Raw genomic sequence first — 18481 nt, 5'->3', positions numbered from 1 at the left:
CCTGTTCCGGCCCCCCTTCGCCGCTCTCCATCCCCAGAGCGCTGTCCAGATACTGGAATGAAGTATCCGCTTTTCGAGAAGCGGCCCATCATGTAACCTGCACGAAATTTCGCCAGGGCCAACGTCGTCCCTCGCCGCCCGCGCCCCCAGAGCCTGGGAGGTGCCCCACCACGACGACGGGAGTGCCGATGCGTTCCGACGCCTGGTCGCCCATGGACGGTCGCCCCGCCCCGCAGGGCATGTACGACCCCCGGAACGAACACGACGCCTGTGGTGTCGGCTTCGTGGCCACCCTCACCGGTGAGGCGAGCCACGAGCTCGTCGAGCAGGCGCTGACCGTACTCCGCAACCTGGAGCACCGCGGCGCCACCGGCTCCGAACCGGACTCCGGGGACGGCGCGGGCATCCTGCTCCAGGTCCCGGACGCGTTCCTGCGCGAGGCCGCGGGGTTCGAGCTGCCCGCCGCGGGCGCGTACGCCGTGGGCATCGCCTTCCTGCCCCCGCACGGCACGGACGAAGCCGTCTCACACATCGAGACGCTGGCCGCCGAGGAGGGCCTGACCGTCCTCGGCTGGCGCGAGGTGCCGGTCGCCCCGACGCTGCTCGGCGCCACCGCCCGCGCCACCATGCCGGTCTTCCGCCAGCTGTTCGTCACCGCCGGTGACAGGACCGGGCTCGACCTGGACCGCAAGGCCTTCGTCCTGCGCAAGCGGGCCGAGCGCGAGGCCGCCACCTACTTCCCGTCGCTCTCCGCGCGCACGATCGTCTACAAGGGCATGCTGACCACCGGCCAGCTGGAGCCCTTCTTCCCGGACCTGTCCGACCGCCGCTTCGCCACCGCGGTCGCCCTCGTCCACTCGCGCTTCTCCACGAACACCTTCCCGAGCTGGCCGCTCGCGCACCCCTACCGCTTCGTCGCCCACAACGGCGAGATCAACACCGTGCGGGGCAACCGCAACTGGATGCGGGCCCGGGAGTCGCAGCTGGTCAGCGAGCTGTTCGGCACCCAGGAGCAGCTGGAGCGGACCTTCCCGGTGTGTACGCCGGACGCCTCCGACTCCGCGTCCTTCGACGAGGTCCTCGAACTGCTCCACCTCGGCGGCCGCTCCCTGCCGCACAGCGTGCTCATGATGATCCCGGAGGCGTGGGAGAACCACACCTCCATGGACCCCGCCCTGCGCGCCTTCTACCAGTACCACTCCACGATGATGGAGCCCTGGGACGGCCCCGCCTGCGTCACCTTCACCGACGGCACCCAGGTCGGCGCGGTCCTCGACCGCAACGGCCTGCGCCCCGGGCGCTACTGGGTCACCGACGACGGCCTCGTCGTCCTCGGCTCCGAGGTCGGCGTCCTCGACATCGACCCCGCCAAGGTCGTCCGCAAGGGCCGCCTCCAGCCCGGCCGGATGTTCCTCGTGGACACCGCCGAGCACCGCATCGTCGAGGACGACGAGATCAAGGCCCGGCTCGCCGCCGAGCAGCCGTACCAGGAGTGGCTGGAAGCAGGCACCATCGAGCTCGGCGACCTGCCCGAGCGCGAGCACATCGTGCACACGCACGCCTCCGTCACCCGCCGCCAGCAGACCTTCGGCTACACCGAGGAAGAGCTGCGCGTGCTGCTCGCCCCGATGGCCAAGGCCGGCGCCGAGCCGATCGGCTCGATGGGCACGGACACGCCGATCGCGGCCCTCTCCGAGCGGCCCCGGCTGATCTTCGACTACTTCACGCAGCTGTTCGCCCAGGTCACCAACCCGCCCCTGGACGCCATCCGCGAGGAGCTCGTCACCTCCCTGCACTCCTCGCTCGGCCCGCAGGGCAACTTCCTGGAGCCGACGGCCGCCTCCTGCCGCTCCGTCACGCTGCCCTTCCCGGTCATCGACAACGACGAGCTGGCCAAGCTCATCCACATCAACGCCGACGGCGACATGCCCGGCATGAAGGCCGCGACCCTGTCCGGCCTGTACCGGGTGCACGGCGGCGGCGACGCCCTCGCCGCCCGCATCGAGGAGATCTGCGCCGAGGCCGACGCCGCCATCGAGGCCGGGGCCCGCCTGATCGTGCTCTCCGACCGGCACTCCGACGCCGAGCACGCGCCGATCCCCTCCCTCCTGCTCACCGCGGCCGTCCACCACCACCTCATCCGCACCCGGCAGCGCACCCAGGTGGGCCTGCTCGTCGAGGCGGGCGACGTGCGCGAGGTCCACCACGTCGCGCTGCTCATCGGCTTCGGCGCCGCGGCCGTCAACCCCTACCTGGCGATGGAGTCCGTCGAGGACCTGGTGCGCGCGGGCACCTTCCTGCCCGGCATCGAGGCCGAGCAGGCCATCCGCAACCTCATCCACGCCCTCGGCAAGGGCGTCCTGAAGGTCATGTCCAAGATGGGCATCTCCACCGTCGCCTCGTACCGCGGCGCCCAGGTCTTCGAGGCCGTCGGCCTGGAGGAGCCCTTCGTCGAGAAGTACTTCAACGGCACCACCTCAAAGATCGGCGGCGTCGGCATCGACGTCGTCGCCCAGGAGGTCGCCGCCCGGCACGCCAAGGCCTACCCGGCCTCCGGCATCGCGCCCGCCCACCGGGCCCTGGACATCGGCGGCGAGTACCAGTGGCGCCGCGAGGGCGAGCCGCACCTGTTCGACCCCGAGACGGTCTTCCGCCTCCAGCACTCCACGCGCAACCGCCGCTACGACGTCTTCAAGCAGTACACGGACCGCGTGAACGAGCAGTCCGAGCGCCTGATGACGCTGCGCGGCCTGTTCGCCCTCAAGAGCGACCGGCAGCCGGTGCCCGTCGACGAGGTCGAGCCCGCCGCCGAGATCGTCAAGCGGTTCTCCACCGGCGCCATGTCGTACGGCTCCATCTCCCGCGAGGCGCACGAGACGCTCGCCATCGCCATGAACCAGCTCGGCGCCAAGTCCAACACCGGCGAGGGCGGCGAGGACCCGGAGCGCCTCTACGACCCGGCGCGCCGCTCCAGCATCAAGCAGGTCGCCTCCGGCCGCTTCGGCGTCACCTCCGAGTACCTGGTCAACGCCGACGACATCCAGATCAAGATGGCCCAGGGCGCCAAGCCCGGCGAGGGCGGCCAGCTGCCCGGCCACAAGGTCTACCCGTGGGTGGCCAAGACCCGGCACTCCACGCCGGGCGTGGGCCTCATCTCCCCGCCGCCGCACCACGACATCTACTCCATCGAGGATCTCGCCCAGCTGATCCACGACCTCAAGAACGCCAACCCGCAGGCGCGCATCCACGTCAAGCTGGTCTCCGAGGTCGGCGTCGGCACCGTCGCCGCCGGTGTCTCCAAGGCGCACGCGGACGTCGTCCTCATCTCCGGCCACGACGGCGGCACCGGCGCGTCCCCGCTGACCTCCCTGAAGCACGCGGGCGGCCCCTGGGAGCTCGGCCTCGCCGAGACCCAGCAGACGCTGCTGCTCAACGGCCTGCGCGACCGCATCGTCGTGCAGACCGACGGCCAGCTGAAGACCGGCCGCGACGTCGTCATCGCCGCGCTGCTCGGCGCCGAGGAGTTCGGCTTCGCCACTGCACCCCTCGTGGTGTCCGGCTGCGTCATGATGCGCGTCTGCCACCTGGACACCTGCCCGGTCGGCATCGCCACGCAGAACCCCGCGCTGCGCGACCGCTTCAGCGGCAAGGCCGAGTACGTCGTGAACTTCTTCGAGTTCATCGCCGAGGAGGTCCGCGAGCTCCTCGCCGAGCTCGGCTTCCGCTCCATCGAGGAGGCCGTCGGCCACGCCGAGCTCCTCGACACCACCCGGGCCGTCGACCACTGGAAGGCCCAGGGCCTCGACCTGGCGCCGCTGTTCCACGTCCCGGACCTGGCCGAGGGCGCGGTGCGCCACCAGCTCGTCGCGCAGGACCACGGCCTGGAGAAGGCGCTCGACAACGAGCTGATCCGGCTCGCCGCCGACGCGCTCTCCGCGCACTCCCAGGAGGACGCCCAGCCGGTCCGCGCACAGGTCGCCATCCGCAACATCAACCGCACCGTCGGCACCATGCTCGGCCACGAGGTGACGAAGAAGTTCGGCGGCGCGGGCCTGCCCGACGACACCATCGACATCACCTTCACCGGCTCGGCGGGCCAGTCCTTCGGCGCCTTCCTGCCGCGCGGCGTCACGCTGCGCCTGGAGGGCGACGCCAACGACTACGTGGGCAAGGGCCTCTCCGGCGGCCGCGTGATCGTCCGCCCGGACCGGGGCGCCGACCACCTCGCCGAGTACTCCACCATCGCGGGCAACACCATCGCCTACGGAGCGACCGGCGGCGAGCTGTTCCTGCGCGGCCGCACCGGCGAACGCTTCTGCGTGCGCAACTCCGGCGCCACGGTGGTCTCCGAGGGCGTGGGCGACCACGGCTGCGAGTACATGACCGGCGGCCACGCCGTGGTCCTCGGCGAGACCGGCCGCAACTTCGCGGCCGGCATGTCGGGCGGCATCGCGTACGTGATCGACCTCGACCGCGACAACGTCAACGCCGGGAACCTGGCGGCCGTCGAGCCCCTGGACGACACCGACAAGCAGTGGCTGCACGACGTCGTGCGCCGCCATCAGGAGGAGACCGGCTCCACGGTCGCCGAGAAGCTGCTCGCCCAGTGGGACGTGGCCGTGACCCGCTTCAGCAGGATCATCCCCAGCACGTACAAGGCAGTGCTCGCCGCCAAGGACGCCGCCGAGCGAGCCGGACTCTCCGAGTCCGAGATCACCGAGAAGATGATGGAGGCGGCGACCCATGGCTGACCCCAAGGGCTTTCTGAACCACGGCCGTGAGGTCGCGCGGACCCGCCCCGTGGGCGAGCGCGTCCAGGACTGGAACGAGGTCTACGTCCCGGGCTCGCTGCTCCCGATCATCTCCCAGCAGGCCTCGCGCTGCATGGACTGCGGCATCCCCTTCTGCCACAACGGCTGCCCGCTGGGGAACCTGATCCCCGAGTGGAACGACTACGCCTACCGCGAGGACTGGTCCGCCGCCTCCGAGCGGCTGCACGCCACGAACAACTTCCCGGAGTTCACCGGGCGGCTCTGCCCGGCCCCCTGCGAGTCGGCGTGCGTCCTCGGCATCAACCAGCCCGCCGTCACCATCAAGAACGTCGAAGTCTCGATCATCGACAAGGCGTGGGAGACCGGCGACGTGGCGCCGCAGGCGCCGGAGCGGCTGAGCGGCAAGACGGTCGCCGTCATCGGCTCGGGCCCCGCCGGTCTCGCCGCCGCCCAGCAGCTCACCCGGGCGGGCCACACCGTCGCCGTCTACGAGCGCGCGGACCGCATCGGCGGCCTCCTGCGCTACGGCATCCCCGAGTTCAAGATGGAGAAGCGGCACATCAACCGGCGCATCGAGCAGATGCGCGCGGAGGGCACGAAGTTCCGCACCGGCGTGGAGGTCGGCCGCGACATCGACGCGGCGAAGCTGCGCAAGCGGTACGACGCCGTGGTCATCGCGGCGGGCGCCACGACGGCCCGCGACCTGCCGGTGCCAGGACGCGAGCTCAAGGGCGTCTACCAGGCCATGGAGTACCTGCCGCTCGCCAACAAGGTCCAGGAGGGCGACTACGTCACCACGCCCGTCTCCGCCGAGGGCAAGCACGTCGTCGTCATCGGCGGCGGCGACACCGGCGCGGACTGCGTGGGCACCGCGCACCGCCAGGGCGCGGCGTCCGTCACCCAGCTGGAGATCATGCCCCGCCCCGGCGAGGACCGGGCGCCCGGCCAGCCCTGGCCGACCTTCCCCATGCTCTACAAGGTCACCTCCGCCCACGAGGAGGGCGGCGAGCGCGTCTACTCCGTCTCCACGACCCACTTCGAGGGCGACGAGGACGGCAACGTGCAGTGGCTGCACCTGGTCGAGGTCGCCTTCGTGGACGGCAAGCTCACGCAGAAGCCGGGCACGGAGCGGCGCATTCCGGCGCAGCTCGTCACCCTCGCGATGGGCTTCACCGGTACGGACCGGGAGAACGGTCTGGTGGACCAGTTCGGCATCGACCTGGACGAGCGTGGCAATATTGCCCGTGACGGTGACTTCCACACCAGCGTGCCCGGCGTCTTCGTCGCCGGTGACGCGGGCCGTGGCCAGTCCCTGATCGTCTGGGCGATCGCCGAGGGGCGCTCGGCCGCGCGGGGAGTGGACCGCTTCCTCACCGGTGCGAGTGACCTTCCGGCCCCGATCCGTCCCACGGACCGTTCCCTGACGGTCTGACCCCTTCGGACCGTCTCCCCGGCGGTCCGGCCCTTGAGTGTCCCGTACAACGGCGTACGGAACTGGCGCGGTGCCTGCCATGTCCCCGACCGGACCTATGGCAGGCGCCGCGCGCCCTTTCCCGCCCCCTTCTCCGGGGCCGGGTCTCCCTCTGGACGGGCCTCCACGCCCGCGACGGGGCCTCCTGCCCTGTGCGGGCTCGGCGGTCAGCCGGGGTGGTGGCCAGGGCGCCGCGCTCCGCGCGGCTGCCGCGGGCCCACCCACCCGCCCCCACCGAGGGGGCGGCGGACCGATCGGTTTCGGCCACTCCGCAGTCTCGCCCTGGAGGGGGCCATTTCCTGGGTGGGGCGGCCTGCGTCGGACTCCTGCTTCGCCCGTTCGGCGTGCCACCCGTCCGGCGGTCACCTGGCACGGGCCGAGGTCCGCCCCCGGCGGGGGCACGTCCCCGTCGCGCCGTGGTCCTCGGTGGCCGGCGTCGGGCTTCCGCTTCGCGTGGGTGAGGAGGGGGCGGGCCGTATCCGCGTACCCGGTCACGTCACGCCGAGCCCACGGTGGGTAACCCCGTCACCCGGCCCGCCCGGGCGCAGGGCGCGCGGCCCGGCCCGCAACGGCCCCGCCGCAGCGCCCCGCGGTGGACACCGGCCCCGCGAGGCCGAGGCGTAAGGGGTGGGCGGGTGGACAAGGATCCCGGCGCGGCACGGCGTGGCCGGGTCCGAGGGGCGCCGTCCGAGGCCAGAGGCCCGGCGGGGGCGTGGGGCGGGGCGGGTCCGGAGGGGCCCGGTGTCGCCCGGCGGGCGGGAGATGTGGGGCAAACGGGTGGGACCGCGGAGGCGATCCGCCGCCCGGCGGCGACGTACGACACCGTCGGAACACAGCGATAGCGCACCGCGCAACGGTGATTACGGTTCGGCCGCTTCCCCGAAAGGGTCTAGACCGCCAACACCCTGCGTGAGCACAATCGCTCCCACTACAAGAACCTGAAGGGGGCCGGCATGAAGCGACGTGTCATCGCGGCGGGTTGTATCGCCCTGACGCTCGGTCTGACCGCAACCGCGTGCGGCGATGACGGCGACGGGGGCAAGGGCGACAAGGCCGACGGCAAGGGCAAGACCCTCACCGTCTGGATCATGGAGGGGACCAACCCCGACCCCCGGCCCTTCTTCAAGGAGGTCGGCGCGGCCTTCGAGAAGAAGACCGGCGCCAAGATCAAGGTCGAGTACCAGCAGTGGGCGACCGCCCAGAAGAAGTTCACGACGGCCATCGAGGGCGGCGAGGACCAGGTCCCGGACGTCGCCGAGGTCGGCACGACGTGGGTGCCGCAGTTCGCCGAGACCGGCGCGCTCGTCGACGTCTCCGACGACCTGAAGAAGTCGGGCCTGTCGAACGACCTGGTGGAGGGCCTGAAGGACGCGGGCACCCTGGACGGCAAGCAGTACGGCATGCCGTGGTACGCGGGTGTGCGGTCCATCGTGTACCGCAAGGACGTCTTCGAGAAGCACAACCTGAAGCCGCCGACGACCTGGAAGGAGCTCCAGGAGACGGCGAAGACGCTCAAGGAGAAGGAGCCGGACAAGATCGCCTTCCCGGTGGCGGGCGGCGCTGAGATGTTCGCGACGGCCTTCGTCTGGGGCGCGGGCGGTGAACTCGCCACCCAGCAGGGCGACAAGTGGAAGTCCGCGATCAACTCGCCCGAGGCCGTGAAGGGCCTCACGTACTACACGGACCTGGCGAGGAAGGACAAGGTCTCCCCGGCCAAGGTCAACACCTGGACGGAGAAGGAGGTCGGCGACGCCTGGAACAAGGGCGAGATCTCCATGTCGGTCGGCGGCAACTGGACCCCGAAGGCCATCATCGAGGCGAACCCGAAGCTCAAGGGCAAGCTCGGCGCCGTGCCGATCCCCGGCCAGAACGGCGGCATGAGCAAGTCCTTCCTCGGCGGCTCGTACCTGTCCGCGTTCAACACGGACAAGAAGGAACTCGCCTGGGAGCTGGTCAAGTTGATGACCACCGGTGAGTTCGCCGCCAAGTGGGCCAAGCAGACCAACTACTTCCCCGGTCAGAACTCCGAGCTGAAGAAGATCGAGGCCCAGAAGGACCCGCTGGTCGAGCCGTTCGCGAAGCAGATGATCGAGGCCGGCGCCACCGTTCCGAAGACGAAGGCGTACGGAGAGATCCAGGCCTCGCAGGTCATCACCGGCATGGTCCAGTCGATCCTCACGGGCAAGTCGTCCGTCCAGGAGGCCGCGGACAAGGCGGCGAAGGACATGGACGACATCTTCGCCAAGGACAAGTAAGCGAAAGACGAGTCACGCCGTGAAAGACACGCTCGTCAGCGACGGGCCGGAGGTCACGCCTTCGGTCCGTCCGCAATCCGACGACGGTGGCGCCGAAGCCGCGCGCCGCCGCAAGAAACTGGTTACTCTCACCCGGCCCTGGCTGCTGCTCACGCCCTCGCTGATCGTCCTCGTGGGGCTGCTCCTGTGGCCCCTGATCCAGGTCGGCAAGCTGTCGCTGCAGGACTACAAGGTCAAGTTCGGCGGTGGCGAGGGCACGTACATCGGGTTCGACCACTACAAGGACCTGCTGACCGGCGACCTGCTGTGGAAGACGGTCCTGCCGAACACGGTGTTCTTCGCGTTCGCCTGCGTCGGTCTGACCGTGGCGCTCGGGACGCTCGTGGCCCTGCTGCTCAACCGGCTCGGCCCGACGTGGAAGCTGATCTGCTCGGTGTCCATCCTGGCCGCGTGGGCGATGCCCGCGGTCACCGGAACGTATGTGTGGATCTGGCTGTTCCAGCCGCAGGACGGCATGGTCAGCCAGGTCGCGGACTCGCTCGGCCTGATCGACGCGGAGACCACCAACTGGTTCACCGAGCGGCTGCCGTTCTACGGGATCGCGACGATCAACGTCGTGCACCACGGCTTCCCGTTCGTCGCGATCACCGTGCTCGCCGGGCTGCTCACCATCCCGAAGGAGCTGTACGAGGCGGGCGAGATCGACGGCGCCAACGCCTGGCAGCGGTTCTGGAAGATCACCGTGCCGAGCATCAGGCCGGTCTTCCTGGTGGTGACCATCCTGTCCACCATCTGGGACTTCAAGGTCTTCACCCAGGTCTTCCTGATGCCGGGAGGCAGCGGCTCCAATCCGGACGTCTACAACCTCGGCGTCTACTCGTACATCGAGGCGTTCGCCAAGAACGACTACGGCACGGGCGCCGCGGCCGCTGTCCTGCTGACGGTGCTGCTTCTCGTGATCACCGTGATCTACATCCGTACGCTGTTCCGGCAGGGGGAGGAGGAACTGTGAGTGTCCGCCGTACCACGCTCGCCTCGCGCATCGGCCTGCCGGTCGCGGTGATCGCGCTGCTGGTCTTCACGCTGTTCCCCGTCTACTGGATGGTCTCCACGGCGCTGGACCCGAAGGCGATCACGCGCGGCTCGGACCTGCTGCCGAGCGGCCTGACGTTCGACCACTTCGACTTCGTCTTCGACCGGGGCAACTTCGGCCAGTACCTGCTGAACTCGGCGATCGTCGGCGTCGCCACGATCGCCGCGGCGGCCGCACTCTCGCTGTTCGCGGCGATCGCGGTGGCCCGGTTCAAGTTCAAGTTCCGCACCTCCGTGCTGATCATGGTTCTGATCGTGCAGATGGTGCCGCTGGAGGCCCTCGTCATCCCGCTGTTCATCCAGATGCGGGACTTCGAGATGCTCAACTCGCTGCTCGGGCTCTCGGTGGTGTACATCGCGCTGTCGCTGCCGTTCGCGATCTGGACCCTGCGCGGCTTCGTCGCGGCGGTGCCCAAGGAGGTCGAGGAGGCGGCGTACATCGACGGCGCGTCCTGGTTCCGCATGTTCTGGTCCGTGCTGCTTCCGCTGGTCGCGCCGGGCCTGGTGGCCACCTCGATCTTCGCCTTCATCACGGCGTGGAACGAGTTCGTGTTCGCGTACACCTTCATGAAGGGCAGCGACAAGTACACGGCGGCCGTGGGCATCTTCCAGTTCTTCGGTGAGAACACCACGTCCTGGGGGCCCGTCATGGCCAGCTCCACGCTGGTCACGCTGCCGGTGATGATCTTCTTCGTGATCGTGCACCGCCGCCTTGGCTCCGGCCTCGCGGCCGGGGCGGTCAAGGGCTGACCCGCGCCGTACGCCCGTGCCGGGCCCGGATTCCCGTGTGGGGTCCGGGCCCGTGGCGTGCCCGGCCCGAGCCAAGCGCCGCCGGATGTGCCGCGCCGTGCCGGCGGGCGTCTGCGGACTCGATGCGGCTTGTCGCGCCCGCGCGGCGGAGCCGCGGATCGATACAGGCCCGCGCCCCTTCAGGGCGCTCCCGTGCGGTACCTCTCGCCGTACACCCGCCACGTCAGCGGCGTGCGCAGGTCCAGGTTCCCCTCGCGGAGGAAGCGGCGCTGGGCTGTGTCTATGCGGGTGGTGTCGCGGTGGGACTTCTCGGTCCTCATCAGGGTGCGGCGTACGTCGAGGAAGGTGTCGAGGTACGTCTTCTCCGGGCCGCCGTCCGTGGGGGTGTTCGCCTTCCTGCGTGCGGCATCGCGTAGGCCGTGGAACGACTTCGGGCCCGTGCCGGGACCGTGCATGACCATCGCGTCGTAGTACACGAACTGCCCGAGCGTGCCGAGCCCGTCGAGCTTGGCGAGGCGGACCGCCGGGTCGAAGTACAGGCGGTCGCGCACCGCGTCCTGGGCCCGCCGGAAGGCGGCCTGCCGGGCCTCCCGCGCCCACGCCCGGGTGAAGGGCCGCCCCAGGCCCGCGTGCGAGTCGCTGCCGTCGACCGCGCGCAGGGCGGGCAGGAAACGGGCCAGGCCGTTGTCCGGGCGGGCCTTCGTGTAGTCCTCGACGAGTTCCAGGAGGTCGTGGGTTCCGGTGCAGAAGCCGATGATGCCCGCGGTGTAGCCGCGGCCGTCGCCTATGTCCTCGATGTAGCCGTACTGGCCGCGCCAGTCGAGCGTGGAGTTCTCCGCGCTCGCGACGAGCTTCATCGCGAGCTCCTTCTTCGCGGGCGCCGCGAGCCCCGGCGGCAGGCCCGCGAGCCGCTCGTCGTCCGTGCGCCGGTCGGCCGAGGAACCGTCCTCGTCGTACGGCCGCGCGGCGGCGGGCCTGTCCTTCCCGGTGTCCTCGGAGCACGCGACCGCGGTGAGGGCGAGGGGGACGACCGCGAGAAGAAGCAGACCAGCGCGTTTCATTCGGCCAAGCGTACGGGTGCGGACGCCGGAGAACGGCGGCCCGTCCCCGCTATTGACTATTATTCAATTCCGCTCCACGCTCGGGACGCGAACCCGCAGCAGCCACGCGTCGTGGGAGGTCCCCGTGAGCACCCGAGCAGTGGAGCAGCTGAAGACGGAGCTGGGGGCCGAACCCCCGGAAGGCGTCGGGAGGTTGGCGCCCGAGCACATCGAGCGGCTCACCACCGCACTGCGCCGCGAGCGCGAACGCCGGGCCTCCGGGCTCGGCGAGGCGGCCGAGGAGGCCCTGAAGCTCGTGCCCGCCCTGGCCCGCGGCCCGGTCCGCCGGATCCTCTTCCGCTAGGGGGCGTGGACCATGGACAAGCTGCGCGCCAGGGCCGAGACCCTGAAGACCGCCCGCCTCCTCGACGTCGACCCCGCCGACCTCGCCTTCCTCGGGGAGCTGCCCGCCGACGACGTACGCCGCTTCCGCGCCGACTGCGTGGCCGCGCTCTTCGACCGGTCGCCGGAGATGCTCGACCGCATCGCCTCCGCGACCAAGCTGGTGCCCGCCGGGGTCGCCGCCGCCATCTCGCAGAAGGCGCTCGGGCCCCGGCTCGCCGCGGCCGTCGCCGGGCGCCTCGACGCGGCCCGCGCCGCCGACATCATCGACAAGCTCCCCGTCGCCTTCACGGCCGAGTCCTGCGGGCACCTCGACCCGCGGCGCATCAGCGGCATCGTCGACCGGCTCGACGAGGGCCTCGTCGTCCGCATCGCCCTCGAACTCGCCGGGCGCGAGGACCACCTCACCATGGGGCGGTTCGTCGGCCATCTGCGGGACTCCGCGCTGAGCCGCATCCTGCCGCAGGTCGGCGACGCGGCCGTGCTGCGCACCGGCTTCCTCGTCGACGAACCCGAACGCCTGGGCCGGATCGTCGAGTTGATGGGCGAGGAGCGGCTCGCGGCCGTCATCGCCTCCGCCGCCGCGGACGGCCTGTGGCCCGAGGCGCTCGCCGTCGCCGGGACGGTCACCGGCGAGCAGCGCGGGCGGATCGCCTCGCTCGCGGCGGCCCAGCCCGCCGAGCACCTCGACGCGCTCGTCACCACCGTGGCCGCCGAGGGCCTGTGGGAGTCGCTGCTCCCGCTGGTCGCGCTGCTGTCCGACGAGGAGCGGCGCACCGTCGCGGCCCTGCCCGCGCTCCGGGAGCCGGGCGTTCTCGAAGGCGTCGTGCCCGCCGTGGTGTCCACCGGCCTGTGGGCCGAGTTCCTGCCCCTCGTGGAGGTCCTGCCCGAACCCTCGCGGCAGGTCGTCGCGGAGCGGGCCGGGGCCCTCGGCGACGAGGACCTCGACGGGCTCGCCCGGGAGGTCGACAAGCGCGACCTGTGGGACCTCGTGCTGCCCCTGGTCGAGCTGATGTCGGACGAGGCGAAGACCAGGATCTTCGCCCTGCCGTCGTTCCGTGACGCCACGCCCTGACGGCCTTCCCGGCCCGCCGCCACCCGTCCCGGTGCGGGGCGGGTGGGCAGGTGGGGGAGGATGGGGGCGTGATGAGCGAGATGAGCGGGGCGGACCTCACGCGTGAGGGCACCTCGCGCGTGGCCGAGGCCGAGGGCCTGCGGCTGCGCTACCACGAAGCAGGCCCCCAGGACCCCGCCGCCCCCGTCCTGGTGATGCTGCACGGCGGCGGCCCCGGCGCCTCCGCCTGGTCGGCCTTCGGCCCCCTCCTGCCCGGCCTCGCGCGCCACTTCCGTACGCTCCTCGTCGACCAGCCCGGCTTCGGCGCCTCCGACAAGCCCGAGCTCGACCGGGACTTCTTCTCCTTCAGCGCCGCCGCCGTCGCCGCGCTCCTGGACGAACTGGGCGTCGCCCGCGCCCATTTCGCGGGCACCTCGCTCGGCGGCGGCGCCTGCGTGCGCCTGGCCCTCGACCACCCGGACAAGGTCGACAGGCTGCTGCTCATGGCACCGGGCGGCCTCTCCCTGAACGTCTTCTCCGCCGACCCGCCCGAAGGCGTACGACGGCTCATCGAGTTCGGCGCGGCGCCCGAGCCGACGCGCGAGGGGATGCGGGCGTTCCTGGCGACCCTCGTCCACGATCCGTCGTACGTCACCGACGACCTCGTCGACGAGCGGTACGCCGCCGCCCTGGACCCGGGCGCACGGCGCGGCGCCCAGCACGTCGGCGCCGCGTTCGCCCGGTGGCCCGAGGGCGCGCTGCTGTGGCGCGAGGCGCACCGCGTCACCCGGCCGACGCTCCTGACCTGGGGGCGCGAGGACCGCGTGAACCCGCTCGACGGCGCGTTCGTCGCCCTGAAGGCCATGCCCGACGCGCGCCTGCACGTCTTCCCGCGCTGCGGCCACCTGGCCTTCGCCGAGCGGGCCGAGGAGTTCCTGCGCCTGGCCGTCGACTTCCTCAAGGGCCCGGCGTGACCGCGGCGATCAGCCTCCGCAAGGTCGAGGAGACGGCCCCCGCCCTCGTCAGCCTCTACAAGACGGCGGGCACCTCCGTGCGCGCGCACGGCCTGGCGGGCGAGCGGGCCGCCGTCTATCTGGTGCTCGACCACTCCGGCTCCATGCGGCCGTACTACAAGGACGGCAGCGTCCAGGCGCTCGCTGACCGCGTCCTTGGCCTGTCCGCGCACCTGGACGACGACGGCGTCGTGCCGACCGTGTTCTTCTCCACGGACGTGGACGCCGTCGCCGAGGTCGAACTGGCCCGCCACCACGGCCGGATCGAGGAGATCGCCCGCGGCCTCGGCCACATGGGCAGGACCAACTACCACCTGGCCATGGACGCCGTCATCGAGCACTACCTGGACGCGGTGGAGCACGCGCGGAGCACCGGCGGCGGCCCGCCCGCGCCCGCGCTCGTCGTCTTCCAGACCGACGGCGGGCCCCTCGACAAGGCCGCCGCCGAGCGGTACCTGTGCAAGGCCGCGAAGCTGCCGATGTTCTGGAAGTTCATCGGGTTCGGCGACCCCGGGAGCAGGCAGTTCGACTATCTGCGGCGCCTGGACGACCTGGCCGTGCCCCAGCGGCGGGCCGTCGACAACGCCGGGTTCTTCCACGCGGGCGCGAAGCCGCGCGCGGTGCCCGACGACGTCCTGTACGACCGCCTGGTGGGGGAGTTCCCGCGGTGGCTGAAGGCGGCGCGGGAGCTCGGGATCGTCGCCCCGCGCGCGGTCTGACCGCCTGCCGCGGGCCCGCTGCGGCTCAGCCGACCAGGCGTTCGCGCAGGCCGAGCAGGATGCGCGGGTCCAGGCCGAGGCCCTTGGTCAGATAGCCGCCGAAGCCGCCGTAGCGCCGGGTCGCCTCGGTGAGCGCCGCGTCCAGGTAGTCCGTACGGACCTCCTGGAGCGGGATGAGGAGCTCCGGCTTGAGCATGATGCCCGCCTGCTTGAGTGACGCGCGGACCCCGGCGTCGTACGCGGCGCGGAAGGTGTTGGACGCCAAGTAGTCGTCTGTGGCCGCCCGTTCGGGCACGCCGACCGCGCGCAGCAGGACGTACGTCAGCCAGCCGGTGCGGTCCTTGCCCGCCGTGCAGTGGTAGAGCAGCGGTACGGAGCCCCCGGCCGCGAGGTCGCGCAGCGTGGCCGCGAAGTGCGCGCGGCCCGTGGCGTCCGTGACGAACGCGCGGTACACGTCCCGCATGAAGGCCTCGGCCCTGCCGCCGCCGAGCAGCTCCTCCTGCTTGACCGGGTCGCGGGAGCCGATCACGGTCATGAGCTGCCGGAAGAGGCCGTTGTCGGGCACCGGCCGCGCGGTGGCGGCGAGCCCGGCGGGGAGCCGGTCCGGGCCGTCGTGGCGGACCTCGTCCGCGACGCGGAAGTCCACCACCGTACGCAGCCCGAGCCCGGCAAGCACGGCGACGTCCGCGTCGGTGAGCCGGGTGAGGGCGTCGGCGCGGTAGACGAGGCCGCGGCGGACCCGCTCGCCGTCGTAGGTGCGGTGGCCGCCCACGTCACGGACGTTGACGGCGCCCTGGAGCGGGATCTGCCGGACGTCCGGGAGCTGTCCGGCCGCCGTCCGCGGCGCCGCGTGCGAGGGGTCCGGCGCGGGCGCCGCGGGCGCGGCGCCGAGGCCGAGTGCCACGACGACGGCCGTGGCCGCCGTGAGGGTGCGAGTGCTGCCGCGCATCGGTCCGCCTTCCGCCGAGCCGTGGTCGTCCGGACGTGGCGGACGGTAGCGAGGGGGTCTTGAAGGGGGAAGGCGGACGCGCGGAGTTTTTGACGGTTAGTCAGTTGCATCGGCGCTCTCGCGCGGCTCCGGCCCGGCGCGCTCAGGTGTCGCAGTCCAGGAGGGTGTGGCAGAGGGCGCAGCGGGCGCGGAGCTTGCCGCGGGCGGGGAGGCGGATCCGCTGGTGGCACGTGGGGCAGGGGAAGGAGACCCGCAGCGGGCCCGCCGCCTCGGGCCGGGAGAAGGCGTACGACCCTCCGGTCCGGGGCCCCGAGCCGTGGTCGAGGGCGTAGCGCCGGTCCTTGGCGTAGCGGCGGCGCCCCGCCCGGCCCGCCGCGGTCAGCGGGGGCTGCTGCTCGTCGCGGCGGGCCTGCGCCAGGCCCCGCGTGTACGCGGTGTACGCCTGCGGGCTGGTGAACCACGTCTCGGGCGCCTCGCCGAACGCGAGGGCCCGCTTGGCGAGCACGTAGCCGAACTCCTCCGGCGTGAGGTAGCCGAGCTTCTGCGAGGACGCGCCGTCCTCGCGGTAGGCGTCCAGGAGGAGCCAGCCCGCGCCGAGGTAGGTCGTCGCGGTGTCCGTGAGGATCTCGTTGGCGCGGGTGCCGGGGAAGGTCAGGCCGAGGCGGTGCAGGTAGACGTGCATGACCTCGTGCGCGAGGGCCGCCCCGACGTCCCGGCGGTGGCGCCGGAAGCGGTCGTTCAGCTCGATGAAGTACTCCGGCCCCGCGGTCAGTTCGACGAACGCGGCGTGTTCCATCTCGCGGAACGACACGATCACGCGGGCGTCGGGGAGCCGCAGGTGCCGCACCAGCTCGCGAGCCACCCGCTGCGCGCCCAGGTGCAGGTCGTCGCCGTCGCCGAAGGCCACGTCCGCGGGCGCCACGCTGGTGTCGAAGGAGCGGACGGTGTCGTACGAGAGCCGCTTGTACAGCGCGGTGACGGCCGAGCGAACCGTCTCCAGATGGGGGTAGCCGTGCTCCACGGGCCGGTCGTTGGCCACCTCGTCCCCCCTGGGCCGCGGCGGGATCCGCTGCCGGACCCCGCGTGGATCATCCCAACTCGTCCCTACTGTACGGGTGTTGTTCGCGGTCGTAAGCAGCCCGAAACTCAATGCCTGGCCGAAAACCGCCCCTTGTCGGCCGTGCGTGGGCCTCCTCATAATCCAACAACGCTTTGGCGGGCTCATGCCACGCAGTGCTCCGGCGCGTGCGGCGTGGGCCCGTCGCGCTGCGCAACCCCCCACACCTCCCATGAAGGGAATCACGTTGAAGACCGACAAGCTTCGTGGAGTCAAGAGAGCCGCCGTCCTCGGGTCGATCGCTCTCGCCGGATTCAGCCTGCAGCCCGTCGCCGCCCAGGCGGCCCCGCACCCCGGCCCCACCCCCGGCCAGCAGGTCGTCGGCGGCACGCGCGCCGCGCAGGGTGAGTTCCCGTTCATGGTCCGCCTGTCGATGGGCTGTGGCGGCTCCCTGCTGAAGCAGGACGTCGTCCTCACCGCCGCGCACTGTGTCGACGGCTCCGGCAACAACACCTCCATCACCGCCACCGGCGGCGTCGTCGACCTGCAGAGCTCCAGCGCCATCAAGGTCAAGTCCACCAAGGTCCTGCAGGCCCCCGGCTACAACGGCAGCGGCAAGGACTGGGCGCTCATCAAGCTCGCCAAGCCGATCAACCAGCCCACGCTGAAGATCGCCACGGACACCAAGTACAACAACGGCAACTTCACCATCGCGGGCTGGGGCGCCGCCCGCGAAGGCGGTGCGCAGCAGCGCTACCTGCTCAAGGCCACCGTGCCGTTCGTGAACGACGCGGACTGCTCGCGCGCGTACAACGGCGAGATCATCCCCGGCGAGGAGATCTGCGCGGGCAAGCTCGGCGTCGGCGGCGTGGACACCTGCCAGGGCGACTCGGGCGGCCCCATGTTCCGCAAGGACGACGCGGGCCAGTACATCCAGGTCGGCATCGTCAGCTGGGGCACCGGCTGCGCCCGCCCGGCCTACCCCGGCGTCTACACCGAGGTGTCGACCTTCGCGGCCGACATAACCAAGTACGCCAACCAGCTCTGACGCACCGCCCCGCCGCCGCGATGCGGACGCGGTGAGCGACGCGTGACGGAGCCGGGCCCCGGTGGGGCCCGGCTCTCCGCATGCCGCCACCGGGCTCCGGTCCCCGCATGCCGTCACCGGGAACCGCCGCCCGTACAGGAGTGCGACCCCGGGTGCGCACATATGGGACACTCGTCGCGTACGAGACAGGCGACGGCGAGGCAGCGGCACATGGCGATCACGGTGGTCATCGCGGACGACCAGGAGATGGTCCGCACCGGCTTCCGCATGATCCTGGAGAGCCAGCCCGACATCGAGGTGCTCGCCGACGTCGTCGACGGCGAGGCCGCCCTCGACGCCGTCGAGGAGCACGACCCCGACGTCCTGCTCCTGGACATCCGCATGCCCCGCCTCGACGGCCTGGCGGCCACCCGCCGCCTCACCGCCCGCGGCAGCCGCCCCCGCATCGTCATCGTCACCACCTTCGACCTCGACGAATACGTCCACGCCGCCCTGCACGGCGGCGCCTGCGGGTTCCTCCTGAAGAACGCCAGCCCCGCCATGCTCGTCGAGGCCGTCCGGGCCGCCGCCGTCGGCGACGCCCTCGTCTCACCCGCGATCACCGTGCGCCTGCTGCGCGAACTGGCCCCCCGCAAGGCGGCCCCCGGCCCCGCCGAACCCCTCACCCAGCGCGAGCGGGACGTCGTCCGCGCCCTCGCCCGCGGCCGCACCAACGCCGAGATCGCCGCCGAACTGTACGTGTCCCTGTCCACGGTCAAGTCCCACCTCGCGAACGTCCAGGCCAAACTGGCCGCCCGCAACCGCGTGGAGATCGCCGCCTGGGCCTGGGAGAGCGGACTCGCCACCAAGGCCCCGTGAG

14 protein-coding genes are annotated in these 18481 nt (G+C 71.7%); 11 read left to right on the top strand and 3 right to left on the bottom strand.

What is annotated here, in order from left to right; genetic code table 11:
• Positions 1 to 239: 239 nt before the first annotated feature.
• From gltB to MQV74_RS11920, 5 genes are all read left to right on the top strand, one after another.
• Complete coding sequence (gltB, locus tag MQV74_RS11940) at positions 240 to 4751, top strand: glutamate synthase large subunit (protein ID WP_242728614.1); 4512 nt, start codon at positions 240 to 242, stop codon at positions 4749 to 4751.
• Positions 4744 to 6204 (top strand): glutamate synthase subunit beta, encoded by a 1461-nt coding sequence (locus tag MQV74_RS11935; protein ID WP_242716736.1) that lies wholly within the window; start codon positions 4744 to 4746, stop codon positions 6202 to 6204. Before gltB ends, MQV74_RS11935 begins: the two co-directional genes overlap by 8 nt.
• Positions 6205 to 7196: 992 nt before the next feature.
• Positions 7197 to 8498 carry a sugar ABC transporter substrate-binding protein gene (locus MQV74_RS11930; RefSeq protein ID WP_242716734.1) on the top strand — a complete coding sequence of 434 codons (1302 nt, stop codon included), beginning with the start codon at positions 7197 to 7199 and terminating at the stop codon, positions 8496 to 8498.
• A 19-nt stretch (positions 8499 to 8517) separates the two neighbouring features.
• Positions 8518 to 9510 (top strand): carbohydrate ABC transporter permease, encoded by a 993-nt coding sequence (locus tag MQV74_RS11925; protein WP_242716732.1) that lies wholly within the window; start codon positions 8518 to 8520, stop codon positions 9508 to 9510.
• The gene (locus MQV74_RS11920) at positions 9507 to 10340 is read left to right on the top strand and encodes a carbohydrate ABC transporter permease (RefSeq protein WP_242716730.1); all 834 of its coding nucleotides are present in this window, start codon (positions 9507 to 9509) and stop codon (positions 10338 to 10340) included. Before MQV74_RS11925 ends, MQV74_RS11920 begins: the two co-directional genes overlap by 4 nt.
• Positions 10341 to 10519: 179 nt before the next feature.
• Here the strand turns inward: MQV74_RS11920 and MQV74_RS11915 are convergent, their stop codons facing one another.
• On the bottom strand, positions 10520 to 11401 hold the full coding sequence (locus MQV74_RS11915; protein WP_242716728.1) for a chitosanase: 882 nt from the start codon (positions 11399 to 11401) through the stop codon (positions 10520 to 10522).
• A 124-nt stretch (positions 11402 to 11525) separates the two neighbouring features.
• Between MQV74_RS11915 and MQV74_RS11910 the strand changes: the two genes are divergently transcribed.
• From MQV74_RS11910 to MQV74_RS11895, 4 genes are all read left to right on the top strand, one after another.
• On the top strand, positions 11526 to 11744 hold the full coding sequence (locus tag MQV74_RS11910; RefSeq protein WP_242716726.1) for a hypothetical protein: 219 nt from the start codon (positions 11526 to 11528) through the stop codon (positions 11742 to 11744).
• Between the two features lie 12 nt (positions 11745 to 11756).
• Positions 11757 to 12857 carry a hypothetical protein gene (locus tag MQV74_RS11905; RefSeq protein ID WP_242716724.1) on the top strand — a complete coding sequence of 367 codons (1101 nt, stop codon included), beginning with the start codon at positions 11757 to 11759 and terminating at the stop codon, positions 12855 to 12857.
• Positions 12858 to 12928: 71 nt separating this feature from the next.
• A complete protein-coding gene (gene hsaD / locus MQV74_RS11900) occupies positions 12929 to 13810 on the top strand; it encodes a 4,5:9,10-diseco-3-hydroxy-5,9,17-trioxoandrosta-1(10),2-diene-4-oate hydrolase (RefSeq protein WP_242716722.1) in 882 nt (293 codons plus the stop codon).
• Positions 13807 to 14568, top strand: coding sequence for a VWA domain-containing protein (locus MQV74_RS11895; RefSeq protein WP_242716720.1), 762 nt, complete (start codon positions 13807 to 13809; stop codon positions 14566 to 14568). The genes hsaD and MQV74_RS11895 overlap by 4 nt, the downstream gene beginning before the upstream one ends.
• 25 nt (positions 14569 to 14593) lie before the next feature.
• Here the strand turns inward: MQV74_RS11895 and MQV74_RS11890 are convergent, their stop codons facing one another.
• Together MQV74_RS11890 and MQV74_RS11885 are read right to left on the bottom strand one after the other, a co-directional pair.
• The gene (locus MQV74_RS11890; protein WP_242716718.1) at positions 14594 to 15517 is read right to left on the bottom strand and encodes a tyrosine-protein phosphatase; all 924 of its coding nucleotides are present in this window, start codon (positions 15515 to 15517) and stop codon (positions 14594 to 14596) included.
• 142 nt (positions 15518 to 15659) lie between these two features.
• Positions 15660 to 16556: a hypothetical protein gene (locus tag MQV74_RS11885; protein ID WP_242716716.1), complete on the bottom strand. Its 897-nt coding sequence runs from the start codon at positions 16554 to 16556 to the stop codon at positions 15660 to 15662.
• A 250-nt stretch (positions 16557 to 16806) separates the two neighbouring features.
• Between MQV74_RS11885 and MQV74_RS11880 the strand changes: the two genes are divergently transcribed.
• Positions 16807 to 17622 (top strand): S1 family peptidase, encoded by an 816-nt coding sequence (locus MQV74_RS11880; protein ID WP_242716709.1) that lies wholly within the window; start codon positions 16807 to 16809, stop codon positions 17620 to 17622.
• A gap of 210 nt (positions 17623 to 17832) precedes the next feature.
• Positions 17833 to 18480, top strand: coding sequence for a response regulator (locus MQV74_RS11875; RefSeq protein ID WP_242716707.1), 648 nt, complete (start codon positions 17833 to 17835; stop codon positions 18478 to 18480).
• The last annotated feature ends 1 nt before the right edge of the window (position 18481 follow it).

Source organism: Streptomyces sp. AN091965, from assembly GCF_022698285.1.
In the GTDB taxonomy this organism is placed as follows: Bacteria; Actinomycetota; Actinomycetes; order Streptomycetales; family Streptomycetaceae; genus Streptomyces.
The sequence above is the reverse complement of the archived record's forward strand: the minus strand, read 5'-3'. Positions and strand labels throughout refer to the sequence as shown.